Annotated in this window: 12 protein-coding genes; 5 read left to right on the forward strand and 7 right to left on the reverse strand. The window is 71.5% G+C overall.

The genetic code is table 11. From position 1 onward, the window contains the following. Positions 1-39: 39 nt before the first annotated feature. The 4 genes from ACFZ8E_RS11310 to ACFZ8E_RS11325 all read right to left on the reverse strand — a co-directional run bounded on the left by ACFZ8E_RS11310 (position 40) and on the right by ACFZ8E_RS11325 (position 3699). The gene (locus ACFZ8E_RS11310) at positions 40-1578 is read right to left on the reverse strand and encodes a type II and III secretion system protein family protein (RefSeq protein ID WP_405044373.1); all 1539 of its coding nucleotides are present in this window, start codon (positions 1576-1578) and stop codon (positions 40-42) included. A gap of 38 nt (positions 1579-1616) precedes the next feature. Further along, the gene (gene cpaB, locus ACFZ8E_RS11315) at positions 1617-2408 is read right to left on the reverse strand and encodes a Flp pilus assembly protein CpaB (RefSeq protein ID WP_243947766.1); all 792 of its coding nucleotides are present in this window, start codon (positions 2406-2408) and stop codon (positions 1617-1619) included. A gap of 230 nt (positions 2409-2638) precedes the next feature. Then, positions 2639-3160: a prepilin peptidase gene (locus tag ACFZ8E_RS11320; RefSeq protein WP_405042796.1), complete on the reverse strand. Its 522-nt coding sequence runs from the start codon at positions 3158-3160 to the stop codon at positions 2639-2641. A 368-nt stretch (positions 3161-3528) separates the two neighbouring features. Continuing rightward, entirely contained in the window at positions 3529-3699 is a 171-nt protein-coding gene (locus tag ACFZ8E_RS11325; RefSeq protein ID WP_243934818.1) for a Flp family type IVb pilin, read from the reverse strand. A gap of 322 nt (positions 3700-4021) precedes the next feature. Here ACFZ8E_RS11325 and ACFZ8E_RS11330 point away from each other — a divergent pair, with 322 nt between their 5' ends. Continuing rightward, entirely contained in the window at positions 4022-4537 is a 516-nt protein-coding gene (locus ACFZ8E_RS11330; RefSeq protein ID WP_405042797.1) for a pilus assembly protein N-terminal domain-containing protein, read from the forward strand. Between the two features lie 27 nt (positions 4538-4564). Here ACFZ8E_RS11330 and ACFZ8E_RS11335 read toward each other — a convergent pair whose 3' ends face one another. The 3 genes from ACFZ8E_RS11335 to ACFZ8E_RS11345 form a co-directional block, all read right to left on the reverse strand. After that, positions 4565-5689 (reverse strand): aminotransferase class V-fold PLP-dependent enzyme, encoded by a 1125-nt coding sequence (locus ACFZ8E_RS11335; protein WP_405042798.1) that lies wholly within the window; start codon positions 5687-5689, stop codon positions 4565-4567. A gap of 26 nt (positions 5690-5715) precedes the next feature. Further along, positions 5716-6813, reverse strand: a complete 1098-nt coding sequence (gene mtnA, locus ACFZ8E_RS11340) for an S-methyl-5-thioribose-1-phosphate isomerase (RefSeq protein ID WP_243937587.1) — start codon at positions 6811-6813, stop codon at positions 5716-5718. A gap of 67 nt (positions 6814-6880) precedes the next feature. Continuing rightward, positions 6881-7984 (reverse strand): helix-turn-helix transcriptional regulator, encoded by a 1104-nt coding sequence (locus ACFZ8E_RS11345; RefSeq protein WP_405042799.1) that lies wholly within the window; start codon positions 7982-7984, stop codon positions 6881-6883. A gap of 176 nt (positions 7985-8160) precedes the next feature. Here ACFZ8E_RS11345 and ACFZ8E_RS11350 point away from each other — a divergent pair, with 176 nt between their 5' ends. The 4 genes from ACFZ8E_RS11350 to ACFZ8E_RS11365 all read left to right on the forward strand — a co-directional run bounded on the left by ACFZ8E_RS11350 (position 8161) and on the right by ACFZ8E_RS11365 (position 12757). Continuing rightward, the gene (locus ACFZ8E_RS11350) at positions 8161-10893 is read left to right on the forward strand and encodes a DNA translocase FtsK (protein WP_405042800.1); all 2733 of its coding nucleotides are present in this window, start codon (positions 8161-8163) and stop codon (positions 10891-10893) included. 253 nt (positions 10894-11146) lie between these two features. Continuing rightward, positions 11147-11911 carry a guanitoxin biosynthesis heme-dependent pre-guanitoxin N-hydroxylase GntA gene (gene gntA, locus ACFZ8E_RS11355; protein ID WP_243934157.1) on the forward strand — a complete coding sequence of 255 codons (765 nt, stop codon included), beginning with the start codon at positions 11147-11149 and terminating at the stop codon, positions 11909-11911. Then, positions 11904-12530, forward strand: coding sequence for a DUF1989 domain-containing protein (locus tag ACFZ8E_RS11360; RefSeq protein WP_243934160.1), 627 nt, complete (start codon positions 11904-11906; stop codon positions 12528-12530). The genes gntA and ACFZ8E_RS11360 overlap by 8 nt, the downstream gene beginning before the upstream one ends. 74 nt (positions 12531-12604) lie before the next feature. Then, on the forward strand, positions 12605-12757 hold the full coding sequence (locus tag ACFZ8E_RS11365; RefSeq protein ID WP_147727954.1) for a DUF3096 domain-containing protein: 153 nt from the start codon (positions 12605-12607) through the stop codon (positions 12755-12757). The last annotated feature ends 162 nt before the right edge of the window (positions 12758-12919 follow it).

A 12919-nucleotide genomic window follows, 5' to 3' on the forward strand; every position in this document is an offset into this window, starting at 1 on the left:
GAGGGAAGTCGCGCGGGGCGGGGCACCGCGGGGCGAGGATCAGTCGGTGATGAAGCCGACGCGGCCGCGATAGCCGCGCCCGAGCGGAGCGGTGCCGGCGGTGCCGTAGACCCGGTTGATCTGCCCGAGCAGGATGGCCTGGCCGTCGGTGGCGTCGACGAAGGCGTCGTCGGGGCGCGTCACCTGCCGGGGCTCCATCGCCTTGGCGATGTAGGGGGTGACCATGATCATCAGCTCGGTCTCCTGCCGCTGGTAGTCGCGCGAGCGGAACAGGGCACCGAGGATCGGCAGGTTGACGAGGCCGGGCAGGCCGTTGATCGCCGCCTTGCTCTTCTGCTGGATCAGGCCCGCGGTCATCATCGTGGCGCCCGAGGCGAGCTCGACCGTCGTCTCGGACTTGCGCACCGTCAGGCCCGGAACGGCCGAGGTCGTGTTGCCGCTGACGAACGAGTAGGAGTTCTGCGGGTCGATCTCGCTCACCGACGTGCCGACGCGCACGGAGATGCGGTTCTCGGCCATCACCACCGGCGTGAAGTTGAGGGTGACGCCGTAGGGCTTGAAGGAGATGCCGACGACGCAGGTCGGCTGGGTCCCCGCGACGAGGCTCGGCGTGCAGCTCTGGCTCGACGGGACCGGCAGCTCGCCGCCGGCGGTGAAGTTCGCCGACTCGCCCGAGATCGCGGTGAGCGTCGGCTCGGCGAGAACGCGCGAGACGCCGGCCTGCTCGAACGCACGCAGCGTCGCCGTGATGCTCGCGCCGCCGGTGCCGTTGATCGTGCCCGAGAGCAGGTTCCCGGCCGGGAACTGGCCGCCCGAGAGCGAGAGCGGCGTCACGTTGGCGAGGTTGAGCCCCGACCAGCTGCCGCTGAGGTTGATCCCGAACTGCTTGAGGACGGTGCGCGCGACCTCGACCACGGTGACGCGCAGCATCACCTGGTCCTTGTTGCGGATCGTCAGGTTGTTGATCACCGCGCCGCGGGCTCCGGCGCCGCCACCGCCGGCGGCGCCGCCGGACACGCCGACGAAGGCGTTGGCGATGTCGATCGCCTGCTGCGCCTCGGACGAGGAGCCGACCGAGCCGGACAGCAGGATCGAATCGCCGGTGACGCGCACGTCGAAGCGGCCGCCGGGAATGCTCTGGCCCAGGAGCTGGCGCAGCGCCCCGAGCTTGAGGTCGCGCGCCACCGTCACGTCGAGCGCCGCGATCTGGTGGCCTTCCGCGTCGAGGATGAAGATCGAGGTCGCGCCGTCGGCCATGCCGATGACGAAGACCTTGCGGGTCGAGCGCACCACCGCGTTGGCCACCGCCGGGTTGGCCACGAACACCTCCTTGGCGTCGCGCGGCAGGTCGACGATCACGGAGCGGCCCGCGGTCAGCTCGATCTTGCGGGTCGTGCTCGCCTCCGCCTGCCCGACGGACAGGACCGGGGCGGGCCCGAGCACCGCGCGCTCCTGCGCCGCCGACGGAGCAGTGCCGAAGGCCGTCAGCAGGGCGAGCAGGCCGGCGAGCGGGCTCGCCAGAGGATGGGTGAGGGGGCTCGCGGGATGGCCGGCGAGCGTCGGTCCGGAATCCGTCATCGGCTGCACCTCGTCGTGCGGTTCGGGCATCGGGGGGCTCACCGGGTCTGCTGCCGGCTGACGCCGAAGCGCATCACCGTCAGGGCCGCCTCCTGAGGCGCGGCCTCGGCTTCCGGCGGGCGGCCGGAATCGGCCAGGCTGCGCAGGGCGAGGGAGAGGGAGCCGACCTTCTGGGCCAGCGTGATCTTCTCGGCCTGGTTGGGGGTCAGGGCGAGGGTCGCGGTCTCGCCGGTGACGACGTTGGTGCCGTTCTTCTCCTGGATCAGCTGGCCGACCGCGAGCACGCGCACGTCGGTGAGGATGGTCTGGGAGACCTGCACGTCGCTGCCGGTCGCCTTGGAATTGTCCTCGTCGCGGAAGGTGCGAATCACGTCCACCCGGTCGTTGGGCAGGATGAAGCCGCCGGCCGAGTTGGTGCCGCGGCTGTCGGTGACGATCGCGACGGCGCGCATCCCGGAGGGCAGGATCGCGGCCATGAAGCCGCTGTCGGGCCGCACGAGCTTCTGCGGGCGGATCGGCTCGCCGGCCAGGAAGGCCGAGCGGATCGTGGCGCCGGCCGTCTCCTCCAGCGCCTTCGGCACGTCCTTGCGGGTGATGTAGCCGGGGGTCAGCGCGTCGTCGGGCCATTTCTGCCAGCGCAGGTCGGCGACCTGGAGCACCTGACCCATGGGCAGCTCGGCGGCCGCGACCAGCACCTCGGTCGTCGGCGGCGCGGGCGCCTCGACCCTGACGACGGGCGGGGGCGGCGGATCGCCGCCGCTCATCAGGAAAGCCGCTCCTCCGCCCGCGACGAGGGCGATGGCGAGGACGGCAAGACGCGCTGGTTTCATCGTCGGGCCAAAGCATGGAACGGCAGGGTTGCCGCCCGTTGACCGACGTTAGGGCCGAATTCCTCAAATTAGGGTTAAGAAGGCATAACCATCGCGTTTCGTCCGCTGTCCGAGGACGGTCTGACCGGACGGCACGGTGAATGACGCGGTTCCGGCCGCCTAACGCGGTCGTCCGCCCGTCGCGCCGATCTTCATCGTCAGTCGGTGCCGCTGGCAGCTCGGTTCGGGGCTCAGCCGCCGAGGGCGCGGGTCCAGACCAGTGTCTCGGGCAGGATCACCAGCGCGGAGGCCGCGAGCGCGATCCCGTAGGGAATGCCGGTCTTCGCGTCGTGTAGGTGCAGCGCGAAGGGCAGGCGGGCGACGACGGAGGGCAGGGGATGGCTGCGCGCCAGGAGGATCGCCAGCGTCAGCGCCCCACCAAGGATCGAGGCGACGAGCAGGTAGTCGAGAAGCTGGTCGAACCCGATCCAGAGCGCGGTCGAAGCCGCGAGCTTGGCGTCGCCGCCGCCGATCTTGCCCAGCGAGAACAGGGTGAAGGTGACGGCGAGCACCAGCGCGCCGGCCGCGAGATGCATCCCGATCTCGGGAAGGCTGAACAGGCCGGTGGCGGCGACCACGCAGAAGCCGGCGATGAGGGCCAGCGAGATCCGGTTCGGGATCAGCATGGTGAGAAGGTCGCTCGCCGCGGCGTAGGCCATGAAGAACGGGAAGACGATCAGGAGGCCGAAGCTCGCCAGACCGGTGCTAGCCATCACGCTTGCCATGACCGTTGCCATCATCCTTGCGATCGCGGTCGATTCGACCGTCGATGGGGTGTCCAAGTCGCGAGTGTCGGGCGCGGGCGTGAAGAAACCGCAAATTCCGACCGAGGTCGCGCCCGGACGCACGGGCCCGAGATCGCGGACGACGCGAAGCCGATCCCGCAGGGGCGGGATCGGCTTTGGCCCGCGGCGGGGCAGGGCATGCGCGCCCGCGAGGGACGCACCGCACCCCGACTTACGGCCCGTGTCCGCCGTGACGGTCCGTCGGCCCGAGCCCCGATCCCCTGGCCGCCTCCCGTGGGAGGGCCGGGAGACCGGGACGTTGCCGCCGACTGCGCCGTTTCCGATGGACGCCAAGCCTAACCGTTAGCGAGCTGGTTCGAGACGCCGTTGAAGGTATTCTTGAGCTTGGAGCCCATGGTGGTCAGCGCGCCGATGATGACCACGGCGACGAGGGCGGCGATCATGCCGTATTCGATCGCGGTGGCGCCGGACTCGTCCGATGCGAAGTTCTTGAACATGGTCTTCATGGCTGCAATCCTTGGTCGAAACACTTGCGAGGTAACCGTCGAAGATCTGTTGTTTCGATCGGCGGCAGATGGAGGATGCCGAACCCGCCTTGCCATTCGGTTAAGTCAGTCCGCGAAAGCGCTAAATCGAGGCACGACCGCCCGCATGGTGAAGAAAGCGTCAAGTCTTCGGCGCTCCGCCACGGCACCGGCTTAGCGGTTCCTTCACCAATAAGGTGTTGCCTGGAGGCGAACGGGATGCGCGCCTCGGCGCGTCGCACCGCTCTGCAGGCACCACGCCCGCGCGACGCGCCTCCAGCGTATTGATGAGTCTCAGCAGCCGATGCGCCTCACCCAGCCCCACCGCCCGTCCCGTGCCCGCTCGGCCAAGCGCCTGCCGGGCGTCGCCCTCACCGCCGCGCTCGCCTTCGCGACGGCCCCCGCGCTGCGGGCGGAAACCCTGCCCGTCGTCACGGTGATGGTCGACAACGCCAAGGTCATGCGCCTGCCCGAGCGCACGCAGACGGTGATCGTCGGAAACCCGATCATCGCCGACGTCACGCTGCAGAAGAACGGCGTGCTGGTGCTGACCGGCAAGAGCTTCGGCGCAACCAACCTGATCGCCCTCGACGCCGCCGGCGCGATGCTGGCCGAGACAACGATCCGGGTGGAAGCCTCGCAGGCTTCGGTGATCACCATCCAGCGCGGCGCCGAGGAGCGGAACTCGTATTCCTGCACGCCGTACTGCCAGCCTTCGGTGCAGCTCGGCGATTCGACCAAGTATTTCGGCGACGTCAGCGGCCAGGCCGAGACCCGCCGCAACCTCGCCACCGCCGGGTCGACGAGCCCCGGGCGCTGACATTCCTGCCCGACCGCGGGCCGATTTCTAGCCGCGACCGGGCAGCACCGCCTCCAGCGCCGCCAGGACGCGGCACAGGTCGACCTTGTTGACAAAGACGTGCGGGCTGATCCGCAGGCGGCCGAGCCGGGCGCTGACGAATACGTTCCGCCTCCGCAGCTGCGCGACGAGATCCTCGGCGTCGGCACCCGGCACCGTGACGCCCAGGATGTGCGGGCTGCGCAGCGCGCGCGGCGGGACCGCGAGGCCGAGGGCCTGAACGCCTTCGGCGAGGCGGTCGGTCAAGTCCCGGAGCCGGCCTTCGATCGCCGCCACGCCCCAGCCCGCTACGAGTTCCAGGCCCGTGGCCGCCATCGGCAGGCCGACCGGATCGTGGCATTCGCCGCGGTCGTAGCGGCGTGCGCCCACGACCGGCGGGCGGTTCCCGGCATGCTCGGAGAGGGGCCGTCCCTCCCGCCGATGCGGTGCGGCGTAGAGGAAGGCGAGGCTGTAGGGGCCGAGCACCCACTTGTAGGTCGGGAAGGCCAGGAAATCGGGCTTCAACCGAGCCACGTCGATCGGCATCGCGCCGACCGCCTGGGTCGCGTCCACCACCAGGGCGGCGCCGGCCGCGCGGACGGCCGGGGCGAGACGGTCGAGGTCGATGATTGTCCCGTCCGCCCAGTGCAGCGGCGTGACGGTCGCGACCGCGAGCGGCGGCGCACCGGGGCGGGCGATCGCTTCGAGGAGCGCCGCCGTCCAGTCGCCGTCGCCCGGGCGCGGCACCGCCTCGACCACCATGCCGGCCTCCGCGGCGAGGCGGTCGAAGGCCAGGCAGAGCGACGGAAACTCCTCGGCGACGCGCAGGATGCGCCCGCCCGGCACCGGTGCGATCGCCCGCGCCGCGATCGCGATGGCGTCGGCGACCGAGCCGACGACGGCGACGGCGTCCGCCGGAGCGCCGATCAGGGCCGCCGCCGCGCAGCGCGCCCGCTCGGTCCAGGGCGGCACCTCGGAGCGTGGATGGGCCCAGGGCAGGCTCTTCACCCGCATGCCGGCCTCGCCCGCCTCGCGCACGCTGCGCGGAAGCGGCGTCCAGGCGGCGGCATCGAGGTAGGCGACCTCCGCCGGCACCTCGAACAGGTGCCGCTGGCAGGCGAAGGGCGAAGCCATGGGCGCGCTCGTCGACGGGTCGCCGCTCAGGCGGCGCGGCGGCGCTCGGGATAGAGGCCGAGCAGGCCCTCGGCGTCGGCCGGCGCGATGCCGCGCTCGGTGATCAGGCCGGTGACGAGGCGGCCGGGGGTGACGTCGAAGGCCGGGTTGGCGACCGGGCTGCCCGGCGAGACCACCTGGATCGTGGCGAAGCCGCCATCCTCGAGCCGCCCGGTGAGATGGGTGACCTCGCGCGCGTCGCGCTCCTCGATCGGGATCTCGGCGACGCCGTCCTGCAGGGTCCAGTCGATCGTCGAGAACGGGAGCGCCACGTAGAACGGGATGCCGTTGTCGTGGGCGGCGAGGGCCTTCAGGTAGGTGCCGATCTTGTTGCAGACGTCGCCCGACGCGGTGGTGCGGTCCGAGCCGACGATGCAGAGATCGACCTGCCCGTGCTGCATCAGGTGGCCGCCGGCGTTGTCGGCGACGACGGTGTGCGGCACCCCGTGGCCGTTGAGCTCGAACGCGGTCAGCGCCGCGCCCTGGTTGCGGGGCCGGGTCTCGTCGACGATCACGTGGACCGGCACGCCGGCCTCGTGCGCGACGTAGATCGGCGCCAGCGCCGTGCCCCAGTCGACGGTGGCGAGCCAGCCGGCGTTGCAATGGGTCAGGACGTTGACCGTCCGGCCAGTCCGCCGCGCGATCTCGGCGATCAGGCCGACGCCGTGGTTGCCGATGGCGCGGCAGCTCGCCACGTCCTCCTCGGCGATGCGGCCGGCCTCGGCGAAGGCGCGGGCGAATCGCTCGGGCGCCTGGACCTGGCGCAGGTTCCCCGCGACCCGGTCGAGCGCCCAGCGCAGGTTGATCGCCGTCGGGCGGGTCGCGGCCAGCGCCGCCACCGCGTGGTCGAGGCCGGCATTCGAAGCATCCTCGCGCATCGCGAAGGCCAGGCCGTAGGCGGCGGTCACGCCGATCAGCGGCGCGCCGCGCACCACCATGGTGCGGATCGCGCGCGCGGCGTCGTCGAGGCTCGCCAGCCGCTGCAGCTCGAAGGCGAAGGGCAGGCGGGTCTGGTCGATCACCTGGACGCTGACGCCGTCCGCGTCGGGGAAGATAGTCCTGTAGGGTCGGCCGTCGATCTTCATGATGACGGTCTGCCATATCGAAACGCGTTTTGCACCACCGCGCGCGCGTTCCGCGGGATCCCGAAGGTCAGGTCGGGTCGCGCCCGATCGCCGCGCCGGTGAGCATCGCGACGAGGTCGGCCTGGCGGGCGGTGCCGGTCTTGGCGAAGATCGCCTTCAGCTGCGTGCGGATGGTCGCCGACGAGACGCCGTGCACGTCGGCCAGCGTGCCGACCGTGTGCCCGTTCGTCAGCCCGCGGGCGACGCGCGCTTCGGCGGGGGTGAGGTCGAACAATCCCTGCATCAGCTCCGCCGGAAGGGCCCGGCCCTGCCGGAGATCCGCCACGACGAGGATCGTCGCCGCGGCGGCGAACACGTCGCGGGCGGCCCCGCGCACCGGCACGAGGTGGGCGATCATCGCACCGCGATCGGCCCGCGCCGCGATCGGGATGGAGGCGACGGTGTTCGGGTCGCCGGCCTGCACCGGCGCCGCGAGCGCGCGGACGAGGAGGCCGTCCGCGCGCGGGTCCGTCAGGTGGACGCGATCGGACCGATCCTGGGCGACGGAGGGCACGAGGCCGGCGAACAGGCCGTTGGCGGCGATCACCCGGTTCCCCGGTGACAGGACCGCGGCCGGCAGGCCGAGCAGGTCGAGGGCCGAGACGACGCTGCGGGCCTGCGCCAGCCCGAGGCGGGCGGCGATCAGCCCGGCGCGGGCAAGGTGCGCGCGCAGGGGATCGAGGGCGCGCACGGTCTCCGGCGTGAACGGCCCCGCCGCGAAGGCCCGTTCCCAGGAGAAGATCACGGCATCCTCCCCCACCGTCGGGATGGCGACGCCGGTGCACCAGCCGAGGCCGCGGGCCCGCAGGAACCCGTACATCGGGTCCGCGTCCATCTCCGCATGGGTGAACAGGTCGAGGTCGTGGACGAAGCCCGAATGGCCGAGCGCCAGCGCGCGGCCCGGGCGCGGGTTCACCGCCATCAGGCCGGTGGCGATCGCCTCCGGCAGGTGCGTCAGGAGGGCGCCGGTGGCGCGCCACCGGGGGCCGTGCCGCCCCTCGGCGAGGATGATGGCCCCGATGGACCCCGTCGCGGCGGCGATCCGGTCGAGCACCTCCGGCCAGATCTCGGGCACGACGGCGGCTTCGTAGATCAGGTCGACCAGGGCGTCGAACTCGGCGGGGGCAAGCATCGTCGGTCTTCCCAGGCGGCCCGGAAGCCCGGCCGGGGGGAAAGGGAAGCGTTTCCGATCCGGGCCGTCCTCGCAAGGGCAAAGCCCGGGACGTGAAGGATTTTTCAACCTTAAATGCGCGTTAACGTAAGGCGCCTAGCCTCCGGGGCAGAGTCTCCTTTCGCGTCCGGTCCCGCATGCGCTCGCTTCGCCGCTCCGCGTCGCCCTACGATACCTTCGTCGACACGCTGCGCCCGTTCCTGGCGCGGCGGCTGACGGAACTCGGTGGGCTCGTCCTGTTCACGGGCGCGATCGCGCTGACGGTCGCCCTCGCGACGTGGTCGATCGACGACCCGAGCCTCAACCACGCCACCGACCACGTCGCGCACAACGTGCTCGGCCAGCCCGGGGCGGTGGTCTCGGATCTCGCCATGCAGATCCTCGGGCTCGGTGCGCTCGCCTTCGTGCTGCCGCCGGCGCTGTGGGGCGTCCGGCTGATGCGCGAGCGCGACCTGCCGAACGGCGGCATGCGCATCGCCCTGTGGATCATCGGCTTCTGCGCCGCGAGCGCGGTGGCCAGCGCCCTGCCGCCGACCGCCCGCTGGCCGCTGCCGACCGGGCTCGGCGGGGTCGCCGGCGACGCGCTAATGTCGGCCGCGCGCACCATCGTCGGCGCGATCTCGCAGGCCGGCGCGGCCCTCGTCGGCTTCGTCTACGCCGGCGTCGCGATCCTCAGCCTGACGGCCGCGTGCCGGGTCGCCCCCGGCCTCGACGAGGCGGAGGACGACGTGGCCCCCGCGATGGCGCGGGCCGACCGCCCGCGCCGCACCCATCCGGACGCGGCGCAGGATCGTCGATACGACGACCGCGACGAATCCGACGAGCCGGGTCTCGGGATCGTGGGGTTCGGCACCGTGCTCCAGGCGGCGATGCGCGGTCGCGCGGCCCTGGCCGAACGCTGGGAGATGTGGCGGGCGCAACGCGCCGGCCTCGGCGCGCTCAGCTATGCCGGCGCCTCGCCGGCCCTGGCCGCCCGCCGCGCCTTCTCCGACGAGGACCTGCCCTGGGCGAGCCAGCTCCCCAACGGCGGCCGCGCGGCCGAGCCGCGCCGCGAGCCGGTGTTCGAGCCGCGCGCCGACCAGGCCACGGCTCCGGCCGCGCCCCACGCCGCGCCTGCGCCGCAGGGCCGGCGCCCGCTGCCCGTCGTCCACGACGACGAGGATTTTGAGGGCGAGGATTTCAGGGGCGAAGATTTCAGGGGCGAGGACGAGCCGACCCCCGTGCCGGCGGAGGCCGCGGCCTCCCGCGTCTCCGCACCGGTGGCGCCGGTGGCGCCCGCGCGCCGCCCGGCGCCGGCCAGCGGCCGGGACGATTACCGCCATCCCGCGCTCGACCTCCTGGCCGAGCCGCGCGGCCCGTCGCAGGCGAGCCTGGTCTCGGCCGACGCGCTGGAGCAGAACGCGACGCTGCTGGAAGCCACGCTCGGCGATTTCGGCGTGCGCGGCGACATCCTCGCGGTGCGCCCCGGCCCGGTCGTGACCCTCTACGAGCTCGAGCCGGCGCCCGGCACCAAGTCCTCCCGCGTCATCTCGCTCGCCGACGACATCGCCCGCTCGATGTCGGCGGTCTCGGCCCGCGTCGCGGTCGTGCCCGGCCGCAACGCCATCGGCATCGAGCTGCCGAACGCGCGGCGCGAGACCGTGTACCTGCGCGAGCTCCTGGCCTCGGCCGACTTCGTCGAGACCAAGCACAAGCTCGCGCTGTGCTTGGGCAAGAACATCGGCGGCGAGCCGATCATCGCCGATCTCGCCCGCATGCCGCACCTGCTGGTGGCCGGCACCACCGGCTCGGGCAAGTCGGTGGCGATCAACACCATGATCCTCTCGCTCCTCTACCGGATGAAGCCGGAGGAGTGCCGCCTGATCATGGTCGACCCGAAGATGCTGGAGCTGTCGGTCTACGACGGCATCCCGCACCTGCTCTCCCCCGTCGTCACCGACCCGAAGAAGGCGGTCATCGCCCTCAAGTGGGCGGTGCGCGAGATGGAGGAGCGCTACAAGAAGATGTCCAAGGTCGGCGTGCGCAACATCGACGGGTTCAATGCCCGGCTCGAGGAGGCGCGCCTGCGCGGCGAGGTGCTGACCCGCACCGTCCAGACCGGCTTCGACCGGCAGACCGGCGAGGCCGTCTACGAGAACGAGGAGATGGACCTCTCCCCGCTGCCCTACATCGTGATCGTGGTCGACGAGATGGCCGACCTGATGATGGTGGCCGGCAAGGACATCGAGGGGGCGATCCAGCGCCTGGCGCAGATGGCGCGCGCGGCGGGCATCCACCTGATCATGGCGACGCAGCGTCCGTCGGTGGACGTGATCACCGGGACGATCAAGGCGAACTTCCCGACCCGGATCAGCTTCCAGGTGACGAGCAAGATCGACTCGCGCACGATCCTGGGCGAGATGGGCGCCGAGCAGCTCTTGGGCCAGGGCGACATGCTGTTCATGGCCGGCGGCGGGCGCACGACCCGGGTGCACGGGCCGTTCTGCTCGGATTCGGAGGTCGAGAGCGTGGTCGCCCACCTCAAGCGCCAGGGCCGCCCGGCCTACCTCGAGGCGGTCACCGCCGACGACGGGTCGGAGGATGCCCCCAAGGGGGCCGCCCAGGGCGCCGGCAGGGGCGGCGACGAGCTGGAGCTCGACGGCGCCGTGTTCGACCAGGGCTCGTTCGGCGAGGCCGGCGGCGACCTCTACGACCAGGCGGTGCAGGTGGTGCTTCGCGACAAGAAGGCGTCGACCAGCTACATCCAGCGTCGTCTGCAGATCGGCTACAACCGCGCCGCCTCGATCATGGAGCGCATGGAACAGGAAGGCATCGTCGGCGGCGCCAACCATGCCGGCAAGCGCGAGATCCTGGTCGAGGCCGAAGGCTGAGGCATTCGGAAGGCGGGTGCGTCCGGAAGGCTGAGGCGTCCGGCACCCGCCGCCGATCCCGGCCGCGATCGGATCGTCGTGGCGGGCATTCCCGGCCGAGCCGGCACTGTCCACAGCAGAGTGCGACCGATCGCGGCGGAGTCGGCCGGGATCAGGAACCGCACCGTCTGAGGCCGGTTCCTCCGATCCGGGCGCCAATCTGCCTCCGGCATCGGCAACCGTGCCGCATATTTCATCGTAGACGCGGGATCTCATGCTTTCCTACGCGGACAACCGCGGGTTTTCGCTCGCTCCGGACCTGTCATCCCTGCACGCGGCGCCGCTCCGGCTGCCACGGGACGATGCCGACCATCCGCTGGCGGTGGCGTTCCGGGACTTCATCCGGGCGCAGCCCTTCCCGTGCGTCGGCGCGAAGTCGGCGCTGTCGCGGGGGCGGATGAAGATCGTGGTCGCCCGCGACATCACCTCCGGCTGGGACGACACGCGCATCTACCCGGCGCTGCTCGCCTTCATCGCGCGCTACCGCGCCCAGCCCGACCTGTTCCAGAGCTTCGCCATCGTGTTCGAAGGGCCGGGCGACCTGTCCGAGCAGGCCTTCGAGGAGAACCTGTGGGCGCGGGCCCAGTCGCTCTCCGACAAGGACGGCTTCCTCGGCCAGGCCTACGACCGGCGCGTCTCGGCCGACCCGGAGGACGCGCACTTCTCCCTCAGCTTCGGCGGCGAGGCGTTCTTCATCGTCGGCCTGCATCCGGGCGCGAGCCGGCCGGCCAGGCGCTTCACGTCGCCGGTCCTGGTCTTCAACCTGCACGATCAGTTCGAGCGGCTGCGCGCCGAAGGGCGCTACGAGAAGCTGCGCGAGAACATCCTGGCGCGCGACGCGGCGTTCGCCGGCTCGATCAACCCGATGCTGTCTCGGCACGGCGAGATCTCCGAAGCGCGCCAGTACAGCGGCCGCGCGGTCGACGCCGACTGGGCCTGCCCGTTCAGCGGGCGCACGAAGGGCGGCTCCGATGTCTGAGCCGCATCCGTCCTGCGGCCGTCACACCATCGCGCCGCGCTCGGGGACGGCCTTCACCCTCGACAAGGGCCAGTTCCTGGTGGTCACCGACCCGCAGGGCGAGCAGGTCGCCGACATGCTGGCCTTCCGCCGCGACGACCTCGACGAGGTGATCTCGTCGGGCCGGACGCTGGACTATGCCAGCCGGATCTACCTGACCACGGGCGACCCGCTCTACTCGAACCGCTCCAACGTGATGCTCCGCATCGTCGCGGACACGGTCGGCCGGCACGACTTCCTGCTGACGCCGTGCTCTGCCGACACCTTCCGCATCATCTACGGCGACGCCGAGCCGCACCGCGGCTGCTTCGGCAACCTCGCGGCCGCCCTCGAGCCCTTCGGGATCGGGCCGGACCGGATCCCGGTGGCGTTCAACGTCTTCATGAACGTGACCGTGGACGGGAATACCGGCGCGCTGAAGGTCGAGCCGCCCCTGAGCCGCGCCGGAGATAGGATCGTGTTCGAGGCGATGCAGGACCTGGTGATCGGACTCACCGCCTGCTCGGCGCTGCAATCCAACAACTTCGCTTTCAAGCCGATCCAGTACGAAATCGTGCCGTCCTGGCCCCCGGCGTCCTGACGCCGGGCGGGAACCGTGCGCGCCATCGTGCGTCGCCCTCCGGCGGTCAAGCTCGGCCGCCGGAGGGCTTCGCCATGACCATCTCGATCTCGCACCTGCAGCCGGCCATCGCCATCCTGGCCGGGATCCTGATCCTGATCGCGCCGCGGCTGCTGAACTACATCGTCGCGATCTACCTGATCGCCGTCGGGGTGATTGGCCTCGGCCTGTTCCGCGGTCTATCGTGACGCCGTCAGGCCCGCTCGCGGCTGACAATGAACGCGGAGCGTCACATGCCGGGTGACCCGGCGCGCGGACGTTCATCTTGCGTTGCAACACGGGATGGTCCAACCCGCACCGATGGGCCCGAGGGGCCGGCAAACCCTTCGACGCCGGCTTCCTTTGACGCA

It is taken from the genome of Methylobacterium sp. HMF5984 (assembly GCF_045033435.1).
In the GTDB taxonomy this organism is placed as follows: Bacteria; Pseudomonadota; Alphaproteobacteria; order Rhizobiales; family Beijerinckiaceae; genus Methylobacterium.

Bases quoted from the DNA above. Each gene is read 5' to 3' on its own strand.
- ACFZ8E_RS11310 (WP_405044373.1), bottom strand. From the start codon at position 1,578: ATGACGGATTCCGGACCGACGCTCGCCGGCCATCCCGCGAGCCCCCTC.
- cpaB (WP_243947766.1), bottom strand. From the start codon at position 2,408: ATGAAACCAGCGCGTCTTGCCGTCCTCGCCATCGCCCTCGTCGCGGGC.
- ACFZ8E_RS11320 (WP_405042796.1), bottom strand. From the start codon at position 3,160: ATGGCTAGCACCGGTCTGGCGAGCTTCGGCCTCCTGATCGTCTTCCCG.
- ACFZ8E_RS11325 (WP_243934818.1), bottom strand. From the start codon at position 3,699: ATGAAGACCATGTTCAAGAACTTCGCATCGGACGAGTCCGGCGCCACC.
- ACFZ8E_RS11330 (WP_405042797.1), top strand. From the start codon at position 4,022: ATGCGCCTCACCCAGCCCCACCGCCCGTCCCGTGCCCGCTCGGCCAAG.
- ACFZ8E_RS11335 (WP_405042798.1), bottom strand. From the start codon at position 5,689: ATGGCTTCGCCCTTCGCCTGCCAGCGGCACCTGTTCGAGGTGCCGGCG.
- mtnA (WP_243937587.1), bottom strand. From the start codon at position 6,813: ATGAAGATCGACGGCCGACCCTACAGGACTATCTTCCCCGACGCGGAC.
- ACFZ8E_RS11345 (WP_405042799.1), bottom strand. From the start codon at position 7,984: ATGCTTGCCCCCGCCGAGTTCGACGCCCTGGTCGACCTGATCTACGAA.
- ACFZ8E_RS11350 (WP_405042800.1), top strand. From the start codon at position 8,161: ATGCGCTCGCTTCGCCGCTCCGCGTCGCCCTACGATACCTTCGTCGAC.
- gntA (WP_243934157.1), top strand. From the start codon at position 11,147: ATGCTTTCCTACGCGGACAACCGCGGGTTTTCGCTCGCTCCGGACCTG.
- ACFZ8E_RS11360 (WP_243934160.1), top strand. From the start codon at position 11,904: ATGTCTGAGCCGCATCCGTCCTGCGGCCGTCACACCATCGCGCCGCGC.
- ACFZ8E_RS11365 (WP_147727954.1), top strand. From the start codon at position 12,605: ATGACCATCTCGATCTCGCACCTGCAGCCGGCCATCGCCATCCTGGCC.